The organism is Ruegeria sp. BC7 (assembly GCF_056539165.1).
This window is the reverse complement of sequence record NZ_JBQFUL010000007.1, coordinates 138,086-159,683: the sequence shown is the minus strand read 5'-3', so window position 1 is coordinate 159,683 and position 21,598 is coordinate 138,086. Positions and strand designations below refer to the sequence as shown.

Genomic DNA, 21,598 nt, shown 5'->3' with positions numbered 1-21,598 from the left:
AAAGGAACTAGAAATGAAGCTGCTAAGGCATGGTCCCGCAGGCGCGGAGAAACCCGGAATTCTCGACGATGATGGAACGATCCGTGATCTGTCGGGCGTTGTTGATGATATCTCGGGCGCGGTCCTGAGCGACGAGGGTCTTTCCTCACTGCGCGCATTGGACTTGGCGACGTTACCGGCCGTTGGTGCGGATACCCGTATCGGCGCCTGTGTGGGTCAGGTCGGCAAGTTCATTTGCATCGGTCTGAACTACGCTGACCACGCTGCTGAAAGTGGAATGGAATTGCCGGCCGAACCGGTGATCTTTTTCAAGGCAACCTCAGCGATCATCGGCCCGAATGACACCGTGGAAATTCCGCGAGGTTCGCGCAAGACCGATTGGGAAGTTGAGCTGGGTGTCGTCATCGGGACAGAGGCGAAATACGTGTCCGAGGCCGAAGCAATGAACCACGTGGCGGGCTATTGTGTGGTCAACGACCTGTCCGAGAGGGACTTTCAGCTCCATCGCTCGGGGCAATGGGTCAAAGGCAAGTCGGCAGACACGTTTGGGCCGATCGGTCCCTGGCTGGTGACGCGGGACGAAGTGAGTGATCCGCAAAAACTGCCAATGTATCTTGAGGTTAACGGCCACCGGTATCAGGACGGCTCGACCGAAACGATGCATTTCGGCGTCGCTACAGTCGTGTCACACCTGTCGCAGTTCATGTCGTTGCAGCCGGGGGATGTTATCTCGACAGGGACACCTCCGGGTGTTGGTATGGGGCAAACACCGCAAACCTATCTGAAACCCGGTGATACGATGGAACTTGGGATCGAAGGATTGGGCGTACAGCGACAGGCTGTCATTCAAGGATAGGCCCGCCCCTGCCCTATAGCCGTTGCATGGTCCCGGTTCAAAAGGCGCTCCGGGACCATGTTTTTCACCTACCGCGGCCTTGATCGCTCGCACAGAGGTCGCCGTCTTTGAGAGCTAGTGAGACCACGACCGCCGAAAATTATGCGGAGAAATTTTGTAGCGCGCTCGGAAATGGACCGAAAGCCTGTCAGCGCTGGTGAACCCAGACGCAAAGGCTATTTCCGCGACGCTGAGATCGGTTTCATTCAAAAGCGCGAAAGCGCGATCCAGTCTTAAATCGTTGTAAAACCGACCCGGCGACATATTGGCATGCTGCCTGAAAAGGCGTTCCATATGTCGGCGCGACAGTGATGCTTGGTCGGCAACCGCCTCAAGGCTGAGCGGAGTTTCAATGTTGTCGCGCATGATCTAAACGGCTTCGATCAGTTTCGCGTTCCGGGTGCCAAGCAATGGCGAGACAGGCGAAACCTGCTTGCTGCCGCTTTCACCTACACGACGGTGCAGACACATCTCGGACACACTTACCGCCAGAGCGTTTCCGAACAGTTCCTCGATGACTTCCAACATCATGTCCGTACTGGCATGTCCTCCGCCGCAGGTGCGTAATTTGCCATCAATCTCGTACAGGTTTTGCGTTGGTTCCATTGACGCAAAGTTCTCGCAGAACCCGGGTCGATTTTCCCAATGGACGGTAAACCGTTTGTCTCCGATCAAGCCAGCCTTGGCCAATGCAAAAGCGCCAGTGCAGATGCCGCCGAAATCACAGCCATGCGCCTTTTGCTTGCGTATCCAGTTCAGGACCGAGGTTTCAAACGATGACATCGGCTCAGTTCCGGAACATACGAATGTATAGGCGCCTTGTTCCAGATCGCGCATCGGCTGATCCGCTTGAATACGTATCCCGTTTGAACAGGTTACTGGTGCCCCGGTGGGTGTCAGAACATACCATTCAAACAACTGCTTTCTTGCCAATTGGTTTGAAATACGCAGCGGTTCGATTGCTGCGCTGAAAGCCAGCATTGTGGTATTGGGTAGCAGTAAAAAGTAGAACCTTTTTGGCGGCCCGTCATAGGGCACGTCTACAGAAATCGCTCCTCTGGGTAAGAAACGCTGACTGTCCATTGCCTCCTCCGTTCGTCGGGTCAAAAAGCGGTTCAATCGCCAACGCTGCGTCTTGAATACAGACTATTCTAGACAGCATATTCAAGACCCTTGGAAATAGTCACTTCATTTTGTATTTTGGATACAAATCTGTAATTCCTGAGACTGTCAAATGCCCAGAACGCGCGCGATCCCACGTCAAAGCCTGCCCGAAGTCATAACAAACGATCTGCGAGAGCGAATACTGAGCGGTGAGATGATCGAAGGGGAAACCATCCGCCAAGAGGCATTGGCCGAAGATTATGATGTATCGCGCATGCCGATCCGCGAAGCGTTGAAACGGCTTGATGCCGAGGGACTTGTCCAGTTGACCAACAATCGCGGTGCGTCCGTGACGACTCATTCCCTGTCAGAAATCGGAGAGATATTTGATCTGCGCATCCTGCTAGAGGTGGACCTGTTCAGACGATCCATTCCGCAAATGACAGATTCTGATTTCGCCACTTGTGAACAGTTGTTGGACGATATGGAGAAATCATACGAAGCCTATGACGTCGGCCGGTGGGGTAGTTTGAATTACGAGTATCACAAAGCCCTGTATGCGGCGGCGGATCGCGGGATCACCAACGAGATCCTTCAACGCGTCAACCTACAGTCTGACCGTTACGTTCGGATGCATCTCAGCGTGATGGAGCAACGTGAGCCTGCGAAGAAAGACCATCGCCTACTGCTCTCGTTGGCGCAGAAAGGCCAAGTCGATGCCGCTTGCGAATTGCTGACCAATCACATTCAGCGAACGAAGGAGCAGTTGCTGGCAATGGTTGTCGCAACCCGCCAAACCGAGGACTAGCCAGTACCATCAATCCAGTGGATGCAGACAGGCCACCTGATGCTCTTGTCCGCTCAGTTCCGGCGGAGTCGCTCGGCACGCGTCCGTCGCCAGCCAACATCTTTGTGCAAAAGCACATCCTTGCGGGATATTCATCGGTGAAGGCAACTCGCCTTCCAGCTTGATACGCTCTTTGCGGGCCTCTGGGTCCGCGCGCGGCGTTGTCGACAACAGTGCTTTTGAATACGGATGCCGGGGTGCTGCAAAAAGTTGCTCTTTCGGAGCTTTCTCAACCGCTCGACCCAAATACATGACGATCACATCGTCGGCAAAATGCTTCACCACGGACAGATCATGCGAAATGAACAGATAGGCGAGGTTCAGGCGTTCTTGCAGTTCAACCAGAAGGTTCAGGATTTGTGACTGTATTGAGACGTCCAAGGCCGAGACAGGTTCGTCCAGCACCAACACCTTAGGGTTCAGCATCAGCGCCCGCGCGATAGCGATCCGCTGCCGTTGCCCACCCGAGAACATATGCGGATAGCGGTCGTAATGCTCAGGGCGCAGGCCGACAAGCTCAATCATCTCGCGTGCGCGCGCCTCACGGTCGGCGGCGGACATATCTGGGCGGTTGATAATCAGCGGCTCTTGCAGGATCTGCCCGATGCGCTGGCGCGGATTGAGCGAGCCGTACGGATCCTGAAACACGATCTGCACAGTCTCGCGCATTTGCGCCCATTGAGACGGAGTGATTTCGACACCTTCGATGGACAGGACGCCTGCAGTGGGTTCCTCGATCATCGTGACCACCCGCGCCAGCGTGGACTTGCCGCAACCGGACTCGCCAACAATGGCAAGGGTCTTGCCTGGTTCAAGTTCAAAATCCACACCGGACAGAGCCTTGACCGTGACGGGCTTTGAAAACAGCCCGCCCTTTACTTCATAATGCCGAGCCAGCGCGCGCGCCTCTACGATGGGTGAAGTCATACCAGCTCTCCGGCGGCGATCTTTTCTACATGGTGACAGCGCGCTTTGCCAAACTCTGCGCTATGCGGCAAAGGTGGCGAGTTGCGGCAGACATCATCCGCAAATTGACAGCGCGGGCTGAACAGGCATCCCTTGGGCCGGTCGAACTGCCCCGGCACCACACCGGGAATAGTCGGCAGCATTTTTGATGTCGCCCGTTCGGGCAACGCACTCAGCAGCGCCGAGGTGTAGGGATGACGCGGAGTGCGGAACAGATCACGCACAGGCTGTTCCTCGACCTTTTGGCCCGCATATTGCACCTGAACACTTTCAGCGGTTTCGGCAACAACGCCCATATCATGGGTGATCAGGACCAGACCCATCCCCTGTTCGTCCCGCAGCCGCACCAGCAAGTCCAGAATCTGCGCCTGAATGGTTACGTCCAGCGCTGTTGTCGGTTCATCCGCGATCAACAGCTTTGGGTTGCAGGCAATAGCCATCGCTATCATCACACGCTGGTTCATCCCGCCCGACATCTGGTGCGGGAAAGTGTTCAGGCGGCTTTCGGGTGCTGGGATGCCAACCAGATCGAACAACTCAATCGCACGCTGATGGCGATCCTTGCGGTTTAGTCCCAGATGGATACGCAACGCTTCCTTGATCTGGAACCCAACGGTGAAACAGGGGTTCAGCGAGGACATCGGCTCCTGAAAGATCATGGCGATGTCCTTGCCGATGATCTTGCGGCGGTCACGGGCCGAAATTGTTGTCAGGTCGATGCCCTCAAAACTTAACTGATCGGCTGTGATCGTCGCTGTCCAAGGCAGCAGTCCCATCAAAGCCAGCATCGACACCGACTTGCCCGAGCCGCTTTCGCCGACGATCGCCATCAGCTCGCCCTTGTCGACGGATAGGTCCACCCCGTCCACGGCGCGGAACTTGCCCGAGGCGGTGGCGAATTCGACGGTGAGGTTTCGGATATCCAACAGGCTCATGTCGTCAACTCCGCTTCAGTTTCGGGTCCAGCGCGTCGCGCAGACCGTCGCCCATCAGGTTAATGGCAAGCACCGTGACAAGAATGGCAAGACCGGGGAAGGTGACCACCCACCAGGCGCGCAGAATGAACTCGCGCGCTTCGGCCAGCATGGTGCCCCATTCCGGAGTGGGCGGCTGCGCGCCCATGCCCAGAAAGCCAAGCGCAGCGGCGTCCAGAATAGCGGTTGAAAACGACAGCGCCGCCTGCACGATGATCGGAGCCAGACAGTTGGGCAGCACGGTTTTGAACATCAGCCGCGCCTTGCCTGCGCCCGCCACACGGGCCGATGTGACATAGTCCTTTTGCCGTTCGGCCAGAACCGAGGCGCGGGTCAGGCGCACGTAATGCGGCTGGAACACAATGGCGATGGCGATCATCGCGTTGGTCAGTGACGGCCCAAGGATCGCCACCAGAACCAGCGCCAGCAGCAGAGACGGAAAGGACAGGATGATATCCATCACCCGCATGATCAGCGTATCCACCCATTTCGGCGCAAAACCAGACAACAGCCCGATGATCACGCCACCCGTCACGGCCACACAGACCACGACGATGCCGACAAAGAAGGAATAGCGAGAGCCCATGATCAGCCGCGACAGCATATCCCGGCCCAGAGGGTCGGTACCCAGCGGAAAGGCCCAGCTTCCGCCCTCCTGCCAAGAGGGAGGTTGCAGAATGTGGTCGCGGAACTGCTCGGTCGGGTCATAGGGCGCCAGCAACGGTGCAAAAGCCGCGCAGAGGACGAAGGCCGCGAACACATAGAGACCGATGACAGCCCCCCGGTTTTCGCTGAAATAGAACCAGAACTCGCGCAGGGCGCTGGGGCGGTTCTCGGTTCTGGGTGCGTTTGCAGACACTTCAGTCATCACCGCCTCCGGATTTTGGGGTTGATGATGCCGTAAAGAACATCGACCAGCAGGTTTACCAGCATGACGATCACGGCGATCATGAGCAGCCCGCCCTGCACCACGGGGTAGTCGCGGCGAAAGATGCTGTCGACCATCCATTTGCCAATGCCCGGCCAGCTAAAGATCGTCTCGGTCAGGATCGCGCCTGCCAACAGAGTGCCCACAGAAAGCCCGATCACCGTGATCACCGGGATCAGAGCGTTGCGCAGCGCGTGCAGCCCGTTGATCCGTGTGGGCGAGAGTCCCTTGGCGCGGGCGGTACGAATGTAATCCTCGCCCAGCACCTCTAGCATGGCTGACCGAGTCTGACGTGCGATGACGGCAAGCGGGATAGTGCCCAAAACAATTGTCGGTAGGATCAGGTGGCGGACGGCAGAGCCAAACGCGCCTTCCTGCCCGGACAACAGGCTGTCGATCAGCATGAATCCGGTCACGCTTGGAAAGTAATACAGCAGGTCAATCCGCCCCGAGACCGGCGTCCAGCCCAGATTGCCCGAAAACACGATGATCAGCAGCAGCGCCCACCAGAAAATCGGCATCGAATAGCCAACCAATGCCGAAGACATCAGTGCCCGATCGAAAAACTTGCCTCGGTTCACCGCCGCGATCACACCTGCGGGCAGGCCCAAAGCCACCGCAAAGATCATCGCGCAGATCGACAGTTCCAGCGTGGCGGGGAACAGGGCGAAGAACTCATCCCAAACCGGTTTCTTGGTGACAAAGCTTTCGCCCAGATCACCATGCATCACGCCGACAAGGTAGTCCCAGTATTGCTGCAGAACTGGTTTATCGAAGCCCAACTTGACCACCATCTCCTGATAGCGTTCCTCGGTCATGCCGCGTTCACCAGCCATGACGATGATGGGGTCGCCCGGCAGCACCCGGATGAACATGAAAGAAATCAGTGTCACGCCCAGAAATGTCGGAACGAACATGCCAAGGCGTGTAAGTACGTAGCCAAACATCAGCGACCTATAATTGTGAGATCTTTGGGAAAACTGGTCAAAGACCGACAGCCATCCTCGGTAACAAGTACATCATCTTCGATACGAACACCAAAATTGCCCAGATCGTACAGGCCGGGCTCGTTGGTCCAGACCATGCCCGGCAAGATTTTCTGGTCGTTGCCGCGCATGATATATGGCGCTTCGTGCACGTCGCGGCCCAGACCGTGGCCGGTCTTGGTGCGTATCCGATCGGCATAGGGCGAAGCCTCTAGCACGCTGATCACCGCGTCGTCGATGTCATGGGCCGTCACGCCGGGACGGCAGGCTTTGAACCCTTCGAGATTGGCGCGCAGAACGGTATCATAGACTTCCCTTCCCTCGTCCGAGACCTCACCTACGAAGAAAGTGCGCGTGATGTCTGCGGCAAAGCCATGCTTGCGCGCTCCGAAATCAAACAGCAACGCGTCGCCGGGTTTGATTTGATAGTCCGCGCGTGCTTTGCCATGCGGTTGCGCCGAGTTATCCCCGGCGGCGACTATCGGCGCAAAAGCCAGCGAAGCTGCGCCTTCGGCAAACAGCGCCTGGACTAGCGCCTGTTCAATCTGTTTTTCGGTTTGACCGATACGGACCTCGGAAATCACCCGTTCAAGGGCGCGTTCCGAGATATTGATGGCGGCCTGCAAAGCGGCAATATCATCGTCAGTCTTGATGACCCGCAAGCCTGAAATCTCGCGTTCGGCGTCCACGATCTGCAAGTTGGGCATCGCATTGGTCAGGGCTTTGGACACAAAAACCCGCATCACTTGCCCTTCAACGGCGACCGAACTCAAAGGCATATGCTCTGCCAATGCAGCAAAGGCATTGTCATATCCCGTTTGATCCATCCAGTCGAAAACAGCTCCGTCAAAACCAACTAAGCCCCATGTTCCAAGTTCCAGATTGGGAACAATCGCGGCCGGCGTTCCTTTGGCCGGGATCACGACCACGAACGGCCGTTCGTGGCTCATGAACGGTTTTCCAAATGCGCGGGTAAAATTCGGGCCCGGCACGAGTGCAACGGCATCTACTGACATGTCCTTTGCCAGTTGACGGTATTCGGACAAATCCGGCATGAGCGCCGACCTCCCAAAATAGTAGACCAGAGCCACCGCATCGGGCAGCTCCGGCCTGTGAGTGGTGTTTTATTCGACGCTTACGCCATAGAAGATGTGACCGCCCAGCGGATGCACCTTGTAGCCTTGCACCTCATTCCGCATCGGCATGTAAACGACCGAATGCGCGATGGTGGCCCAGGGTGCCTGATCCTTGAAGATGACCTGCGCATCTTCGTACAGCTTTGTGCGCTCGGCCTGATCGGTGGTTTGCTTGGCCTGCAGGATCAGGTCTTCAAACGGCTGGTGGCACCATTGTGCGCGGTTCGAGGCTTCGCGGCCGTCGCAACCCAGCAGAACAGCGAGGAAGTTGTCCGGGTCACCATTGTCACCCGTCCAGCCCAGCAGAACGGCTCCGTCGCGGTTCAACTCTTTCGAGCGCGACAGGTATTCGCCCCATTCATATGACACGATCTCGACATCCACGCCGATCTTGGCGAAATCCGCCTGGATCAATTCGGCCATACGGCGGGCGTTCGGGTTATACGGACGCTGCACAGGCATTGCCCAGACCTTCATGGACAGGCCCGAAACACCCTCGGCCTCCAGCATCGCCTTGGCCGCTTCGGGATCATATGGATCGTCGGTGATCGCGTCGTTGTACCCCCACATGGTCGGCGGGATCGGGTTCTTGGCGGCCTGGCCCGAACCTTGGAACACGACGTCGATGATCGCTTGCTTGTCGATCGCCATGTTCAGCGCCTTGCGCACCTTTGGGTTGTCAAACGGCGCGACGGTGGTGTTGTAGGCCAGATACCCGACGTTCAGACCCTCTTGCTCCATCATGTTGATGTCGGCGTCATCCTTCATCGCCTGAATGTCGGCGGGGTTTGGATAAGGCATCACGTGGCATTCGCCCGCCTTCAGTTTTTGATAGCGAACTGATGCATCCGGTGTGATCGCAAAAATCAGGTTTTCCACATCTGCCGGTGCCTTCCAGTAGTCGGCGTTCTGGGCATAGCGGATCACAGCGTCTTTTTGATACGCCACGAATGAGAACGGACCAGTGCCAATCGGTGCTGTGTTCAACTTTTCCGGTGTCCCGGCCTCCATCATCGCATCCGCATATTCGGCAGACAGGATCGAAGCGAAATCCATCGCCATGTTTGCGACGAAAGGTGCTTCGGGCTTGGAAAGGGTGAATTTCACGGTGTAGTCATCAATTTTTTCGATCGACTCTACGAGGTCAGGCATACCCATGCCTTGGAAATATTCCCAGGTTCCGCCCGAAACCTGATTGTAGGGATGGCCCTCGTCCTTTTGGCGCATGAACGAGAAAATCACGTCATCGGCATTGAAATCGCGCGTCGGGGTGAATTCGTCGTTCGAGTGGAACTTTACGCCCTCACGCAGTTTGAATGTGTATTCCAGACCGTCATCGCTGGCCTCAACGCTTTCCGCCAACCCGGGGATGACATTGGTTGTGCCGGTCTCAAATTCCAGCAGTCTGTTGTAGATCGGATGCGAGGAGGCATCAAAAGTGGTGCCAGCCGTAAAAAGTGCGGGGTCAAAACCTTCGGGCGACCCTTCCGAGCAATACACCAATGTGTTTGCCTGAGCCGCAGCACTGGACAACGCAATCGCTGCGGTCGCTGCCAATAATCTAAGTTTCATGAGTTCCTCCCAGAAAAATTTTTTGTCGGATTTTCGCATTGCTCTCTTTGGTCAGAACATTCTTTGGCGACTCTCATCGCTGCGAAATCTGCGCCCAATGTATCCAAAATACAAAATCCATTGTCAACTCAGATCAAGACTTCAATACCGGCGGCAGCTTTCAGACAGGGCGGTCGAAATAGGGCAGGCTTTTCCAGATCTTAGTTGAAGGTTGAGACTACGGACCGCGCCTTGATGCGGCTTACGCACAAAAAATTTTGTTGTAAGACCAAGAATGCAAATCTCGAAACTGCGCCAGACATCGCTGAGTCTTTGCGTCGTCCCGTTTTAGTGCGAACTAAACTGAACGACCTTTGCTAGCACAAAGTTGCGCTTAAAAATTAGGCATACGCTTAGTATCTGACCGGAGTTTCACCACTGCGGATTTACATCCGGCCCGCCCAGACCTTTACTTTGGACCAATGAACGAACGAATTGACTACCCACTCTCATGACCACTGCCTGTCCACTGCTCGTATTCTCCGATTTGGACGGCACTTTGCTGGATCATCATGACTATAGCTGGACAGCGGCAAAACCGGGGCTGATGCGCTTGTCCGAGATCGGCGCAGGGCTTGTTCTGGCCAGCAGCAAGACAGCCGCTGAAATCACTCCTCTGCAGGACGAGCTCGGCTATGCCCATGTGCCCGCAATCATCGAAAACGGCGCGGGTGTCCTGTGGCCTGATGCGCCCGATATCGAGAGTGAGAGTTATCGTGACCTTCGCACTGCGCTTGAGCGATTGCCGGCGGGGTTTGTGGGGTTTGGTGACATGTCAGACCAGGACGTGGCAGACATAACTGGTCTTGACCTCACGCAGGCGGCCCGTGCGCGCATGCGAAAATTCAGCGAACCTGGGCTGTGGGCAACGAGCAGTGCCGAACTGGACCACTTCAAGGCAGAAGCTCTGAAGTTGGGTGTCCACGCCCGCCAGGGCGGGCGATTTCTGACGCTGTCATTCGGCAAGACCAAAGCCGACGCATTGCGCGACGTCGTTCGCAAGTTGAAACCTGCGCGCTCTATCGCGTTGGGTGACGCGCCAAATGACACAGAAATGCTGAAGGCGGCAGATCAAGGTGTTGTGGTGGCAAATCCGGACGGTCCGGGCATTCCACCTTTCCCGCCACAGATCGAAACGCGCATACTGAGAACAGAACACAGTGGTCCCCGCGGCTGGTCGGATGCAATCCTGACACTGACCGCGGACCTCTGAGAAAACGAGGCTATAGACATGGCAGACTTCCACCAGAACGGAAACATCACGACCCTGCACAATTTGCGCAGCAGGCCCACCGGTCATCTGTCGCACGAGATTTCTGTCTTTGCGGAGACCCGAAAAATCACTCTGATCCTGCCATGCCTGTATTCCGAACTGGAAGGACCCGCGCTTGCCGGAATCCTGAAGGAACTGTCGCAGGTTTCGTATCTTCATCGTGTCATTATCGGGTTGGATCAAGCGGATGAAGAACAATACCGCAAAGCGCGTGAGTTCTTTTCTGACCTACCGCAGAACCACGCCGTTATCTGGAACGACAGCCCCCGACTGACGCATCTGCAAACACATCTTAGCGAATTGGGGCTGGCACCGCAGGAACCCGGCAAGGGCAAGAATGTCTGGTCTTGCATCGGCTACCTTCTGGCCTGCGCCGACAGCTCCGTTATGGCGATCCACGACTGTGATATCGTGACCTACAACCGAGAAATGCTGGACCGGTTGGTATATCCGGTGGTGAACCCGACCTTTCCTTTCCAGATGGCAAAAGGGTTCTACCCCCGTATTGGGGATGGCAAGCTGAACGGTCGTGTGACGCGCTTGCTGGTGAGCCCCCTGCTGATTGCTTTGAAAAAGGTGATTGGCGACCGAGATTACCTAGATTACTTGCGCAGCTTCCGTTACCCACTGTCCGGTGAGTTTGCGATCCGCACTCCCACCTTGCCTGATTTGCGTATCCCTTCGGACTGGGGGCTTGAGATAGGCGTTCTGTCTGAGGCGTGGCGCAACCTTGCGCCCAAATCGGTCTGCCAAGTCGAGATTGCCGACAATTACGACCACAAACATCAGGACCTTTCGCCCGAGGACGCCAATCGCGGCCTTAGCCGTATGTCCACCGATATCTGCAAGGCGATTTTCAGAAAGCTGGCCGCCGACGGCACGGTGTTTACGCCGAACACTTTCCGCACACTCAAGGCGACGTATTACCGATCCGCGCTGGACCTGCTCGAGGGTTACTACACCGATGCCAAAATGAACGGGCTTGAGCTGGACCGCCACAAAGAAGAAAAGTCCATCGAGCTGTTCGCCGAAAACATCATCCGCGCCGGACAGGTATTCCTGGACAACCCGCACGAGACTCCGTTCATTCCAACATGGAACCGCGTTCATTCAGCCGACCCAGAGTTTCTTTTGCGGTTGAAGGCTGCCGTATCCAGCGATCTCGACGAGTTTACTCCGCGTTCGTGATCCAGCGGCACTGATAAGGGGCCAGAACGATATCTGGCCCATTTGTGGGCAGGATCTCTCCGGTTAGGGCATCGGTCCATACTTCTTCGGCAATCATGTTGATCTCGGCAGGACTGACGTGGACCTGTTCGGCCGAGACGTTGTGCAGCGCAAAGATTGACTGGCTGCGGTCCAGGCTTTGTCTCCATATGCCAAACACGCGTTCATCCAGCCGCAGGGTGAACTGCGTGGCATTCGGGTGGAACGCAGGCTGTTGAGCGCGCAAACGTAAACGACGGGACAATTCCGAAAGCACAAGCGCCTGATTAGAGCCTGGATCTGCAAGCCGCGCCAAAAGGTCAGGATAGTGCCAGCGGTGACGGTTGATCGCCCTGTTCATACCGCGACGTTCCACGGCCGCGTGATCGTTCGGAGTCGCCAGAAGCGAATGAATGTAAAATGCCGGAATACCCTCAAGCGACATCACGATGGTTTGTGAGCATATGAACCGCGCCAGATGATAGCGATCTTCGCCATGGAACGTCTCGCGCATGGCTTCAAAATAGCCGCAGTTCAACTCGTAGGGTTCCTCGCGCCCATCCGGAAGGGTACGCATCGAAACCAGACCACCAATCCGGCGCACCGTGTCGATCATGCGCTCTTTCTCGTCGGGCGGCAGCAATCCTTCTGCCGGGCGCATTCCTATTCCGTCGTGACTGGCGGTGAAATTCAAATACGCGCACCCCAACTGGGCCGGTGGCATCGCAGCCTGCCATTCACACAAATATTGCGCCGTGCCCGACTGCATTGCGTGCAGGATCAAGGGGGGGAGTGGGAAATTATAGACGGCATGCGCCTCGTTCCGGTTGCCGAAGTAACTCAGGTTCTCGGTGCGCGGGACGTTTGTTTCGGTCAGCAGTACAAGTGTTTCAGTGGCGTAGTCGCACAGCAGTCTAAGTAATTGGACGATCGCGTGGGTTTGCGGCAAATGAATGCAGTTGGTGCCGATTTCCTTCCAGATAAAGGCCACAGCATCCAGTCGTAATATCCGAACACCCTTGTCGATATGCAGGCGGATGATCTGTAGCATTTCAACCAGAACCTCTGGGTTCGAGAAATCCAGATCAACCTGATCGTGGCTGAAGGTGCACCATACGTACTTCTCACCATCACTTGTTTCGACCTGTCGCAGCAAAGGCGTGGTACGAGGCCGCACAACTTCGGAAAGATCGTCCTCGGGTGATGCTTCAAAGAAAAACCGGTCGTGTGGTGACTTGCCCTGAAGGTAGTTGGTGAACCACGCGCCCTGACTTGAGACGTGATTTAACACAAGATCGGACATCAGATGAAAATCATCCGCGATACGGGTGATGTCTGGCCAGTCACCCAGCTGAGCACTGACGCTGTAGTAGTCGGAAACCGCGAATCCGTCGTCAGATGTAAACGGGAAAAATGGCAGGATGTGAACGCCGTTTACCACCCCGCTCAAGTGTCGCACGAGGAAATCGTGCAGCAGGTCCAAGGGCTTGTGTGCCTGATCCTCGATCGAATTGCCGTAGGTTATTAGAACGCTGTCCTTTTCCGACCACAGCTTGTTGCCGGGCTTACGCCCCTGCTTGCGCCTGTGAGTTTCAGGAGGCCAGAAGGCTTCAACGATCTGGTGCGCCAACTCTGATTGATCGTGTTCAGGGTATATCTGAACAAGCAAGTCGTTCAGGCGTCGGGAAAAGCTGGAATTCTCGGTCGTCAAAAGTTACATGCCCTTCGCTTCGTCCGCCCGATGTTTTTCCAGAACTGTCAGCCTGTCAAATCGAACAGTCGTTCCAGCGCCACACCCGCAGGTGCATGCACATTTTTTAGACATCGTTTGGGATCACTGGGTTCAAACCGCGTAGCGCGCCATGAACATGTCCACCGCTTGCAACGCGACTTCGTTTATCTCAGCCTGGGAAAAGCTGGTCTGAATACCGAAAGCGGCACGCGACCAAACCCGCACTTTACAAAGCTCGGAGAACTGCTCGGCTGCAATCTGCAGGTCTTCAATCGCCAATTCGCCCTTGTCCACCGCCTTTTGCAGATATTCCACCAAGTGACGCGCGCCGTTCTTGGGACCCGCTTCGTAAAACGCCTGTCCCAGTTCAGGAAACCTGTCACGCTCGGCTACGCAAATGCGGAATACTTGCTGCGCGAATTCGGAAACAAGGAAAGTGGTCAACTGGGTTGCTGCAAGGGTCAGAACCTCGCGCACAGGCTTGGAATCGTCGACCATCGACACGACGTTTTCCGCCATTCGACTGCATTCTGTCTGGGCGACTTCCATGAACAACAGGCGTTTGTCGGGGAAATAGCTGTAAAGCGTGGCCTTGGAAACTCGGGCCGCGCGCGCGATGTCATCGACGCTTGCCCCTTCAAAGCCATCCGCCATGAACACCTCTCGGGCTCCGCGCACCACTTGATCGAACTTTCGACCTGTACGCAGAATGGCGGCTGTTTCGGACATGATCTCTCCTCGGATGCGGATTTCGAGTTTATAAACCGTTCAGTTCAGATTCAACGATTCGCACAGGCTGCTCCCTTTTGGAACGGTTGAGCACGGCAATTTTACCATGCCGGAGAATGGACTGGCCGTTGGGGGCTGTCAGCCAGATCAACGGGTGCGTCGTGCCTTGTCGCTGAGACAAACCATGCTAACACTCTGGGCATGGTCGATATCTTTCTGCGCACGCTTCCCTTTTTTGCGATCATCGGCCTGGGATTCTGGGCTGGGCGCAGCCGGTTCTTTTCAGAAGAAGCAACGGCATACCTGACCAAGTTCGTTTTCTTCTTTGCGTTATCGGCGATGCTGTTTCGATTCGCGGCCACACTTCCCTTCGCGGAAATTTTCAACGCGCGGCTGGTGGTTGGCTATCTTGTTGGCACAGCGGCGGTTTACGCTCTGGCTTCGTGCGTTGCATGGATCAGGGGGCTGGATATCCCCACCGCTGCGGTCGAAGCGCAATGCGCGGCAATCGGCAATGTCGGCTTTTTGGGCCTGCCGATGTTGGCCCTCCTGTTCACCGAAGCCGCTATTGGACCGGTCATGCTGGTTCTTACCGTTGATCTGGTGGTGTTTTCCTCGCTGATTGTGATCCTGATCAATGGCGGACGTGACGGGCGTTTGACACCTTCCACTTTCCGGTTGATTGGTCTGGGGCTGCTCAAGAATCCCATGATCGTTTCGATTTCGGCAGGGCTGCTTTGGTCTGCCTTTCAAGTTCCGGTACCCGCGCCCTTGAACGATTTTCTGACCATTCTCGGCGGAGCGGCGACACCCGGAGCCCTGTTTGCTATCGGGGCATCATTGGCCAGCAAATCCGCCGAGCGTGTGCAGATCGCAGGCTGGCTGAGCTTTTGCAAGCTGGTGATCCACCCCGCTTGCGTCGCCGTCGTTCTGATCTGGATAATTCCTGTCGCCACTTTCCCGGCATCCATTGCCATCGCCGCAGCCGCCCTGCCGGTGGCTGGCAATGTCTATATGCTGGCCGCACATTATGGCGTGGCCCCTCATAGGGCATCGGCAGCAATTCTGTTGTCCACGGTCGCAAGTATCCTGACCGTACCTGCGGTCATAGCCTGGGTCGGAGCGCCTTAGTCTTGTTATTCGCCAAGAATTCTTGCCCTCGGCCACGCTCGGGCTTTACGCAAGAGCTTGGTAAGGATAGCCATGCCGCGAACCTAACGTAAGGACACAAGCCAGATGGAAACCCTTTCGGAAAACGCCTGCTTCGGAGGCGTTCAAGGCGTCTACCGCCATGCCTCTACCGCCTGCCAGTGCGATATGACATTTGGCCTGTTTCTGCCTGCCGAGGCCAAGGACGGCCCCGTCCCGGTTTTGTGGTACCTGTCCGGCCTGACCTGCACCCACGAAAATGCGATGACCAAGGCAGGTGCACAGGCGTGGGCCGCAGAACAGGGTATCGCTGTGGTGTTCCCCGACACTTCTCCGCGCGGCGAAGGCATCGCCGACCATGACGACTATGATTTGGGGCAAGGGGCCGGGTTCTACGTGAACGCAACACAGGAACCTTGGGCACCGCATTTCAACATGTGGGACTACGTGGCCGAGGAATTGCCGGCATTGCTGATCAATCGTTTCGCCATTGACGGCGACCGACAAGCAATCACGGGCCATTCAATGGGGGGTCACGGCGCGCTGACCCTCGCGATGAACCTGCCCGGAAGATACCGGTCAGTTTCCGCCTTTGCACCAATTTCCAACCCAACCGGAGCAGATTGGGGCCGCAAGCAATTGAGCGCCTATTTGGGCGAGGACGAGGCGAAGTGGGTCAAACATGATGCAGCGCTATTGATGAAAGAAAAGGGCTTTGACGGCCCCATTCTGATCGATACGGGGGCCAACGATCAGTTTATCGACCTGCTGCGACCGGAAAAACTGGCGCAGGCCATTGCAGAGCGTCGCCAACAGGCAACCTTTCGACTACAGCCCGGCTATGACCACTCGTATTTCTTTGTGTCGACCTTCATGGAAGACCACATCTCATTCCACGCCGAGGCGCTATACGGAGACTGAGGCATGAGCGAATATGATTTTGACCTGATCATCATCGGATCAGGCCCGTCAGGACGTGCGGCTGCGATTCAGGCAGGCAAGCTGAAACGGCGTGTATTGGTTGTCGACCGAAAGGACCGCTTCGGAGGCGTCTCGGTTCATACCGGCACGATTCCGTCGAAAACCCTGCGCGAGACAGTGCTGAACCTCTCGGGCTGGCGCGAACGCAGCTTTTATGGCCGGTCCTACAGGGTAAAGGATCAAATCCGCGCCGAAGACCTGAAGGCCCGGTTGCACATGACGTTGGACCATGAGGTTGATGTGCTAGAGCATCAGTTCAACCGAAACCATGTTGAAACCCTGAATGGTCTGGCAAGGTTTGTAGGGCCGCATGAGGTCGAGGTAGCCACGGATGCAGGCGAAACCACGCGTCTGACGGCCTCGAAATTCCTGATTGCCACAGGCACAAAAACGTACCGCCCCGACTATGTGCCATTTAACGGCAAGACCGTCGTTGACGGCGACGACTTTCTGGAAATGGCCGAGATTCCGCGTTCTCTGGTCGTGATCGGGGCCGGAGTGATTGGTGTCGAATACGCAACCATGTTCTCGGCGCTGGACGTGCGGGTGACATTGATCGAACCGCGCGATACCTTCCTGGATTTCATCGACAGCCGATTAATCCACGACTTTACCCACCAGATTCGCGAAAACGGTGTCGACCTGCGGCTGGGTTCGGCGGTTGAGAAAATCGAAGATGCCGGGGGGCATGTTGAAGTGACGATGGCAAACGGGCGTCATGTTCGCGCCGAGATGCTGTTGTTCGCTGCCGGTAGAATGGGCGCAACATCCGCCCTGAACCTAAAGGCCGTTGGATTGGAGACGGACCACCGCAACCGAATCACAGTGGACCGCAAAACCTATCAGACCGCCGTGCCCCATATCTACGCAACCGGTGACGTGATCGGACACCCTTCGCTGGCCTCTACCTCGTTGCAGCAAGGGCGCGTCGCAGCGTGCCATGCGCTTGAAACCCCTACCCTGCCGGAAAGCCCCTGGTACCCCTATGGCATCTACTCGGTGCCCGAAATTTCCACCTGCGGCATGTCCGAGGAAGAGTTGCAGGAACGCGGAATCCCCTATGAGGTCGGTGTCGCGCGGTTCCGCGAGACCTCGCGCGGGCACATAATGGGGTTAGAGCACGGAATGTTGAAGATGCTGTTTTCATTGAAAACACGTCGGGTTCTGGGCGTGCAGATCGTGGGTGAAGGTGCCACAGAACTGATCCATATCGCCCAGGCTGTATTGAACCTGAAAGGCACGGTGGATTATTTCGTGCAGAACACTTTCAACTATCCCACGCTGGCCGAAGCCTACAAGATCGCGGGGCTGGATGCCTTCAACCGCATGCCAATTCCCGAGGAGTTCAAGGTGCGCAAAAAGCCGGTCCAGACACAGGCGAAAAAAGCGTGACGACTCTCTACATCGATGCAGACGCCTGCCCGGTGAAGGCCGAAGCCGAACGTGTGGCCACCCGGCACAAAGTGCCCCTGAAGCTGGTGTCGAACGGAGGGCTGCGCCCGTCCTCGAACCCTCTGGTGCAGACTGTGATCGTGCCGGAGGGCGCGGATGTGGCTGACAAATGGATTGCCGAGCGTTGTGGGCCACGCGACGTTGTCGTCACATCCGACATCCCGCTTGCCGCAAAATGTGTGGAGGCTGGCGCGCGGGTCCTGCGACCCAACGGCGAAACCTTCACTGCGGCAAATATCGGGCAGCAACTGGCGATGCGCGACCTGATGGCCGACCTGCGCGCGGCCAATCCGTTGGGTACGGGCGGCGGTGGTAAGCCGTTCGGCAAGGCGGACCGGTCTCGGTTTCTGGATGCTTTGGAACGAGAACTCAGGAGCGCGTTGAGGGGTTAGCACTCCCGCCCGTCAGACGCACATCAAAGATGCGCTCGTCCGGTTGGGCCGTGCAGCGCTGCGCGCTGCGGTTGGGCCTTGTAAATCCTTGTTTATATTGGTTCAGTCGGTGGCGATAGAATTTCGCAGTACAGGTGCGCTCATGCCGGTTGAAGCCGTAATTTTCGACATTGGAAATGTTCTAATCGAGTGGCAGCCCGAGCGTTACTACGACAAGGTGATCGGAGAAGATCGTCGCCGGGCAATGTTTGCCGAAGTGGATTTGCACGGAATGAATGACCTTGTTGATCAGGGCCATCACTTTACCGAAACGATTTATGACTGGGCTGAGAATTACCCCGACTGGCGCGAAGAAATCCGAATGTGGCATGACAAGTGGATCGAGCTTGCCGCACCTGAAATCCCTCATTCTGTTCGCCTCCAGCGCGCGCTGCGTGCAAACGGTATCCCGGTTTATGCTCTTACAAATTTCGGGGTCCAGAATTTTGACTTTGCTACAACTGTTTACCCGTTCTTAAACGAATTCGACCGGCACTATGTCTCGGGAAGGATGCGGGCCGTGAAACCGCATATCCCAATTTACCAGATGGTCGAGGAAGATTGTGGGCTGCCACCTGAGACGTTGCTGTTCACCGACGATCGGATGGAAAATATCGAAACGGCACAATCACGGGACTGGCAGACACACCATTTCGACGGACCGCAGGGTTGGGCAAAGCGACTGGTAGCCGAAGGATTATTGAAGCCGAGCGAAGCCGTTTAGATCAGGCAGCGACTGCAACTCTGTTTTCGCGTATTGGCAAGTGGACGATTGCACTGAACGCGCCAATGGCGACTCCGATCCACCAGACAAAGGTGTAGTCTCCGTATTGGTCATATAAACGGCCACCCAGCCAAACACCCAGGAAGCTGCCAAGCTGATGGCTGAAAAAGATGATCCCGTAGAGAGTGCCCATGTAGCGCAGGCCGTAGAGGTGTGCGACCAGCCCTGATGTAAGCGGTATCGTCGCCAGCCAGAGAGACCCCATTACCAGCGAAAAGACCACAACGGAAACCGGCGTAATCGGAAAGATTATGAAGGCCGCCGCCGCCAGCGTACGAGCGGTATAGATCCCGGCCAGGAGGTACTTTTTAGGGAAATGATTTCCAGCCCAGCCTGCCAAAAGTGTGCCGGCTATATTTGCCATTCCTATCAGAGAAATTGATACGGCCCCCAAAGCCGAAGTGGACGTAATGCCGATTGAATGAAGAACACCTCCCGGTTGGATCGGGCCACACATTTCGGTCACGAAAGCAGGAAAGTGGGCGGTTATGAAGCCAAGCTGATAGCCGCAACTAAAAAAGCCCAAAAAGATCAGCGTATAGGATGGGTCCCTGAAGGCTTTGGTCAAAATCCGGCCCATGCTTTCTTTCAGCTCGTCCCTGCTGATGGCTTGCGGTGCGCGCATGAAAGGCAAGGTCACCACCAAAGCCAGAATAACGACGGCGAATACGATGAAGACTTGCTGCCAGGGCAGGAACGTCAACATCCACTCTGCCGCCGGAGCGCCTAAAACCTGCCCGAAGCTGCCCGCGGCCGTCACGATCGCAAGCGACATCGACCGGTTTTCATCCGAGGAGGCGCGGCCAACCACAGCCAGAATGACGCCGAAACCAGTACCAGCAATGCCAAAGCCCACCAGCCATGCATACATCTGGTGCTCAAAGGGGGTAACGGACCAGGCCGACAGCACCATACCCGCCGCATAGGTCAACGCGCCCAAGAAGATTGCACGCCTGTCTCCTACCTTTTCGGCAATGGCTCCAAAAATCGGCTGACCTATCCCCCATGCAAGGTTCTGGATCGCGATCGCCATCGAAAAGTCCGTGCGCAGCCAACCGAACTCGTCAGCGATTGGAATCTGAAAAACACCAAAAGACGCACGAACGGCGAAACTGACCGTGACTATGATACATCCCACGACCAGGATTGGATTTATCAGGCGGGCAGATTGCGGCATTGGATCCTCGAACTCTGGAAAGCGGGACGGTAGCCGAAATCATCCGCGGGTCAATTCAGGAGTTTTGAGACATCAGATAAGCAAATTTGATATGACGTTCTAATGGCTGCTTTTCAACGGACAGAGCGGAGGGTATGCCTCGGGATATGACGGATTTGATTAGGCTTTACGAGGCGCGCGTCGCTGACGGCTCGTTGACACGGGATGACGCACAAGAAGCAGTTCTTCCCCAATTTGAACGAATCCGATCAGCGCTGTCCACACCGGTCAAACGAGGCTTCTTCCGCAAGGCTCCTCCGCCGCCCAAAGGGTTATACCTGTGGGGTGGTGTTGGGCGCGGCAAATCGATGTTGATGGATATGTTTGTCGAGGCGCTTGAAAACATCCCAGCGCGGCGGGTGCACTTTCACGCATTCATGCAGGAAATCCACGCAGGGATGCACAAAGCCCGCAATGAAGGTGTAGAGGATGCCTTGGCCCCTGTCGCTGACGCCGTGGTCAAATCCGTTAGACTGCTGGCGTTTGACGAAATGCAGATTACTGACATCACGGACGCGATGATAGTCGGTCGCCTGTTCGATCTGTTACACGCAGGTGGCGTCGTGGTTATTACAACCTCAAACCGCCATCCGGATGACTTGTACAAGGATGGTCTGAACCGGCAGCTTTTCTTGCCATTCATTGCGCATATCAAAGAACAGTTGCAGGTGTGGGAATTGGTCTCGCCGACTGACTACCGCCAAAACCGTCTGGAAGGTGCTCCGGTCTATTTCACTCCGATTGGACCGGAAGCGCGGCAGAGCATCAAGTCTGTCTGGAACGATCTGTCCGGAGGAGCCGCCGAGCCGTTGATTTTGCAGGTCAATGGACGATCCGTTGAGTTGCCTGCCTTTCGGAACGGCGTCGCGCGGGCCAGCTTTTATGATCTTTGCGGACGAATGCTGGGGCCGGCGGACTATCTTGCCATCGCTGAAGTCGTAAAGGTTCTGGTACTCGAAGATGTTCCGCGCCTGTCGCGCAACAACTTCAATGAAGCCAAGCGCTTTGTGACATTGATCGACGCGTTATACGAGGCCCGGGTGCGACTGATTTGTTCGGCAGCGGCCGAGCCTGAGATGCTGTATGTCGAGGGAGAGGGAACCTTTGAGTTTGAGCGTACCGCGTCGCGCCTGCGAGAGATGCAGGATCAGGATTGGGGGAAATAGGGGGCTCTGCCCCCGCCGCGCTTTGCGCGCCT

Annotated in this window: 21 protein-coding genes; 10 read left to right on the top strand and 11 right to left on the bottom strand. The window is 56.2% G+C overall.

Annotated elements, in window-relative coordinates; all coding sequences use genetic code 11:
- Positions 1 to 13: 13 nt before the first annotated feature.
- A complete protein-coding gene (locus ACR0KS_RS16575; protein WP_170417071.1) occupies positions 14 to 856 on the top strand; it encodes a fumarylacetoacetate hydrolase family protein in 843 nt (280 codons plus the stop codon).
- A gap of 114 nt (positions 857 to 970) precedes the next feature.
- Here ACR0KS_RS16575 and ACR0KS_RS16570 read toward each other — a convergent pair whose 3' ends face one another.
- Positions 971 to 1,261 (bottom strand): helix-turn-helix domain-containing protein, encoded by a 291-nt coding sequence (locus ACR0KS_RS16570; RefSeq protein WP_480693269.1) that lies wholly within the window; start codon positions 1,259 to 1,261, stop codon positions 971 to 973.
- Positions 1,262 to 1,264: 3 nt separating this feature from the next.
- On the bottom strand, positions 1,265 to 1,978 hold the full coding sequence (locus tag ACR0KS_RS16565) for an AraC family transcriptional regulator (protein WP_480693268.1): 714 nt from the start codon (positions 1,976 to 1,978) through the stop codon (positions 1,265 to 1,267).
- A gap of 151 nt (positions 1,979 to 2,129) precedes the next feature.
- On the opposite strand from ACR0KS_RS16565, the gene ACR0KS_RS16560 reads away from it, so the two are divergent.
- Positions 2,130 to 2,807 carry a GntR family transcriptional regulator gene (locus ACR0KS_RS16560; RefSeq protein ID WP_170417075.1) on the top strand — a complete coding sequence of 226 codons (678 nt, stop codon included), beginning with the start codon at positions 2,130 to 2,132 and terminating at the stop codon, positions 2,805 to 2,807.
- Between the two features lie 9 nt (positions 2,808 to 2,816).
- On the opposite strand, the gene ACR0KS_RS16555 is transcribed toward ACR0KS_RS16560, so the two are convergent.
- From ACR0KS_RS16555 to ACR0KS_RS16530, 6 genes are all read right to left on the bottom strand, one after another.
- Entirely contained in the window at positions 2,817 to 3,773 is a 957-nt protein-coding gene (locus ACR0KS_RS16555) for a dipeptide ABC transporter ATP-binding protein (RefSeq protein WP_170486196.1), read from the bottom strand.
- Positions 3,770 to 4,747: an ABC transporter ATP-binding protein gene (locus tag ACR0KS_RS16550; RefSeq protein WP_170417079.1), complete on the bottom strand. Its 978-nt coding sequence runs from the start codon at positions 4,745 to 4,747 to the stop codon at positions 3,770 to 3,772. The genes ACR0KS_RS16555 and ACR0KS_RS16550 overlap by 4 nt, the downstream gene beginning before the upstream one ends.
- A 4-nt stretch (positions 4,748 to 4,751) precedes the next feature.
- Positions 4,752 to 5,654, bottom strand: coding sequence for an ABC transporter permease subunit (locus ACR0KS_RS16545; RefSeq protein ID WP_170417081.1), 903 nt, complete (start codon positions 5,652 to 5,654; stop codon positions 4,752 to 4,754).
- The gene (locus ACR0KS_RS16540; protein WP_170389381.1) at positions 5,654 to 6,661 is read right to left on the bottom strand and encodes an ABC transporter permease subunit; all 1,008 of its coding nucleotides are present in this window, start codon (positions 6,659 to 6,661) and stop codon (positions 5,654 to 5,656) included. Before ACR0KS_RS16540 ends, ACR0KS_RS16545 begins: the two co-directional genes overlap by 1 nt.
- Positions 6,661 to 7,755 carry a M24 family metallopeptidase gene (locus tag ACR0KS_RS16535; RefSeq protein WP_170567647.1) on the bottom strand — a complete coding sequence of 365 codons (1,095 nt, stop codon included), beginning with the start codon at positions 7,753 to 7,755 and terminating at the stop codon, positions 6,661 to 6,663. Before ACR0KS_RS16535 ends, ACR0KS_RS16540 begins: the two co-directional genes overlap by 1 nt.
- 69 nt (positions 7,756 to 7,824) lie before the next feature.
- Positions 7,825 to 9,408, bottom strand: a complete 1,584-nt coding sequence (locus ACR0KS_RS16530) for an ABC transporter substrate-binding protein (protein WP_170417085.1) — start codon at positions 9,406 to 9,408, stop codon at positions 7,825 to 7,827.
- Positions 9,409 to 9,898: 490 nt separating this feature from the next.
- Between ACR0KS_RS16530 and ACR0KS_RS16525 the strand changes: the two genes are divergently transcribed.
- A complete protein-coding gene (locus ACR0KS_RS16525; protein WP_170417087.1) occupies positions 9,899 to 10,660 on the top strand; it encodes an HAD-IIB family hydrolase in 762 nt (253 codons plus the stop codon).
- Between the two features lie 18 nt (positions 10,661 to 10,678).
- Entirely contained in the window at positions 10,679 to 11,908 is a 1,230-nt protein-coding gene (locus ACR0KS_RS16520; protein ID WP_170417089.1) for a glycosyltransferase family protein, read from the top strand.
- Here the strand turns inward: ACR0KS_RS16520 and ACR0KS_RS16515 are convergent.
- Together ACR0KS_RS16515 and ACR0KS_RS16510 are read right to left on the bottom strand one after the other, a co-directional pair.
- The gene (locus ACR0KS_RS16515; protein WP_170567649.1) at positions 11,892 to 13,637 is read right to left on the bottom strand and encodes a sugar phosphorylase; all 1,746 of its coding nucleotides are present in this window, start codon (positions 13,635 to 13,637) and stop codon (positions 11,892 to 11,894) included. The genes ACR0KS_RS16520 and ACR0KS_RS16515 overlap by 17 nt on opposite strands.
- 132 nt (positions 13,638 to 13,769) lie before the next feature.
- On the bottom strand, positions 13,770 to 14,387 hold the full coding sequence (locus ACR0KS_RS16510) for a TetR/AcrR family transcriptional regulator (RefSeq protein ID WP_170567651.1): 618 nt from the start codon (positions 14,385 to 14,387) through the stop codon (positions 13,770 to 13,772).
- A gap of 201 nt (positions 14,388 to 14,588) precedes the next feature.
- On the opposite strand from ACR0KS_RS16510, the gene ACR0KS_RS16505 reads away from it, so the two are divergent.
- The 5 genes from ACR0KS_RS16505 (at position 14,589) to ACR0KS_RS16485 (ending at position 19,124) form a co-directional block, all read left to right on the top strand.
- Positions 14,589 to 15,518, top strand: a complete 930-nt coding sequence (locus ACR0KS_RS16505) for an AEC family transporter (protein WP_170560287.1) — start codon at positions 14,589 to 14,591, stop codon at positions 15,516 to 15,518.
- A gap of 105 nt (positions 15,519 to 15,623) precedes the next feature.
- Positions 15,624 to 16,457, top strand: coding sequence for an S-formylglutathione hydrolase (fghA, locus tag ACR0KS_RS16500; RefSeq protein WP_170417097.1), 834 nt, complete (start codon positions 15,624 to 15,626; stop codon positions 16,455 to 16,457).
- Between the two features lie 3 nt (positions 16,458 to 16,460).
- Positions 16,461 to 17,909 carry a Si-specific NAD(P)(+) transhydrogenase gene (gene sthA, locus ACR0KS_RS16495; protein ID WP_170417099.1) on the top strand — a complete coding sequence of 483 codons (1,449 nt, stop codon included), beginning with the start codon at positions 16,461 to 16,463 and terminating at the stop codon, positions 17,907 to 17,909.
- Entirely contained in the window at positions 17,906 to 18,361 is a 456-nt protein-coding gene (locus tag ACR0KS_RS16490) for a YaiI/YqxD family protein (RefSeq protein WP_170417101.1), read from the top strand. Before sthA ends, ACR0KS_RS16490 begins: the two co-directional genes overlap by 4 nt.
- A 142-nt stretch (positions 18,362 to 18,503) precedes the next feature.
- Positions 18,504 to 19,124, top strand: a complete 621-nt coding sequence (locus ACR0KS_RS16485; RefSeq protein WP_170567653.1) for an HAD family hydrolase — start codon at positions 18,504 to 18,506, stop codon at positions 19,122 to 19,124.
- Position 19,125: 1 nt separating this feature from the next.
- Here ACR0KS_RS16485 and ACR0KS_RS16480 read toward each other — a convergent pair whose 3' ends face one another.
- Positions 19,126 to 20,361 (bottom strand): MFS transporter, encoded by a 1,236-nt coding sequence (locus ACR0KS_RS16480; RefSeq protein ID WP_170417105.1) that lies wholly within the window; start codon positions 20,359 to 20,361, stop codon positions 19,126 to 19,128.
- Positions 20,362 to 20,507: 146 nt separating this feature from the next.
- Between ACR0KS_RS16480 and zapE the strand changes: the two genes are divergently transcribed.
- A complete protein-coding gene (zapE, locus tag ACR0KS_RS16475) occupies positions 20,508 to 21,566 on the top strand; it encodes a cell division protein ZapE (protein ID WP_170417107.1) in 1,059 nt (352 codons plus the stop codon).
- The last annotated feature ends 32 nt before the right edge of the window (positions 21,567 to 21,598 follow it).

Bases quoted from the DNA above. Each gene is read 5' to 3' on its own strand.
- ACR0KS_RS16575 (WP_170417071.1), top strand. From the start codon at position 14: ATGAAGCTGCTAAGGCATGGTCCCGCAGGCGCGGAGAAACCCGGAATT.
- ACR0KS_RS16570 (WP_480693269.1), bottom strand. From the start codon at position 1,261: ATGCGCGACAACATTGAAACTCCGCTCAGCCTTGAGGCGGTTGCCGAC.
- ACR0KS_RS16565 (WP_480693268.1), bottom strand. From the start codon at position 1,978: ATGGACAGTCAGCGTTTCTTACCCAGAGGAGCGATTTCTGTAGACGTG.
- ACR0KS_RS16560 (WP_170417075.1), top strand. From the start codon at position 2,130: ATGCCCAGAACGCGCGCGATCCCACGTCAAAGCCTGCCCGAAGTCATA.
- ACR0KS_RS16555 (WP_170486196.1), bottom strand. From the start codon at position 3,773: ATGACTTCACCCATCGTAGAGGCGCGCGCGCTGGCTCGGCATTATGAA.
- ACR0KS_RS16550 (WP_170417079.1), bottom strand. From the start codon at position 4,747: ATGAGCCTGTTGGATATCCGAAACCTCACCGTCGAATTCGCCACCGCC.
- ACR0KS_RS16545 (WP_170417081.1), bottom strand. From the start codon at position 5,654: ATGACTGAAGTGTCTGCAAACGCACCCAGAACCGAGAACCGCCCCAGC.
- ACR0KS_RS16540 (WP_170389381.1), bottom strand. From the start codon at position 6,661: ATGTTTGGCTACGTACTTACACGCCTTGGCATGTTCGTTCCGACATTT.
- ACR0KS_RS16535 (WP_170567647.1), bottom strand. From the start codon at position 7,755: ATGCCGGATTTGTCCGAATACCGTCAACTGGCAAAGGACATGTCAGTA.
- ACR0KS_RS16530 (WP_170417085.1), bottom strand. From the start codon at position 9,408: ATGAAACTTAGATTATTGGCAGCGACCGCAGCGATTGCGTTGTCCAGT.
- ACR0KS_RS16525 (WP_170417087.1), top strand. From the start codon at position 9,899: ATGACCACTGCCTGTCCACTGCTCGTATTCTCCGATTTGGACGGCACT.
- ACR0KS_RS16520 (WP_170417089.1), top strand. From the start codon at position 10,679: ATGGCAGACTTCCACCAGAACGGAAACATCACGACCCTGCACAATTTG.
- ACR0KS_RS16510 (WP_170567651.1), bottom strand. From the start codon at position 14,387: ATGTCCGAAACAGCCGCCATTCTGCGTACAGGTCGAAAGTTCGATCAA.
- ACR0KS_RS16505 (WP_170560287.1), top strand. From the start codon at position 14,589: ATGGTCGATATCTTTCTGCGCACGCTTCCCTTTTTTGCGATCATCGGC.
- fghA (WP_170417097.1), top strand. From the start codon at position 15,624: ATGGAAACCCTTTCGGAAAACGCCTGCTTCGGAGGCGTTCAAGGCGTC.
- sthA (WP_170417099.1), top strand. From the start codon at position 16,461: ATGAGCGAATATGATTTTGACCTGATCATCATCGGATCAGGCCCGTCA.
- ACR0KS_RS16485 (WP_170567653.1), top strand. From the start codon at position 18,504: ATGCCGGTTGAAGCCGTAATTTTCGACATTGGAAATGTTCTAATCGAG.
- ACR0KS_RS16480 (WP_170417105.1), bottom strand. From the start codon at position 20,361: ATGCCGCAATCTGCCCGCCTGATAAATCCAATCCTGGTCGTGGGATGT.
- zapE (WP_170417107.1), top strand. From the start codon at position 20,508: ATGACGGATTTGATTAGGCTTTACGAGGCGCGCGTCGCTGACGGCTCG.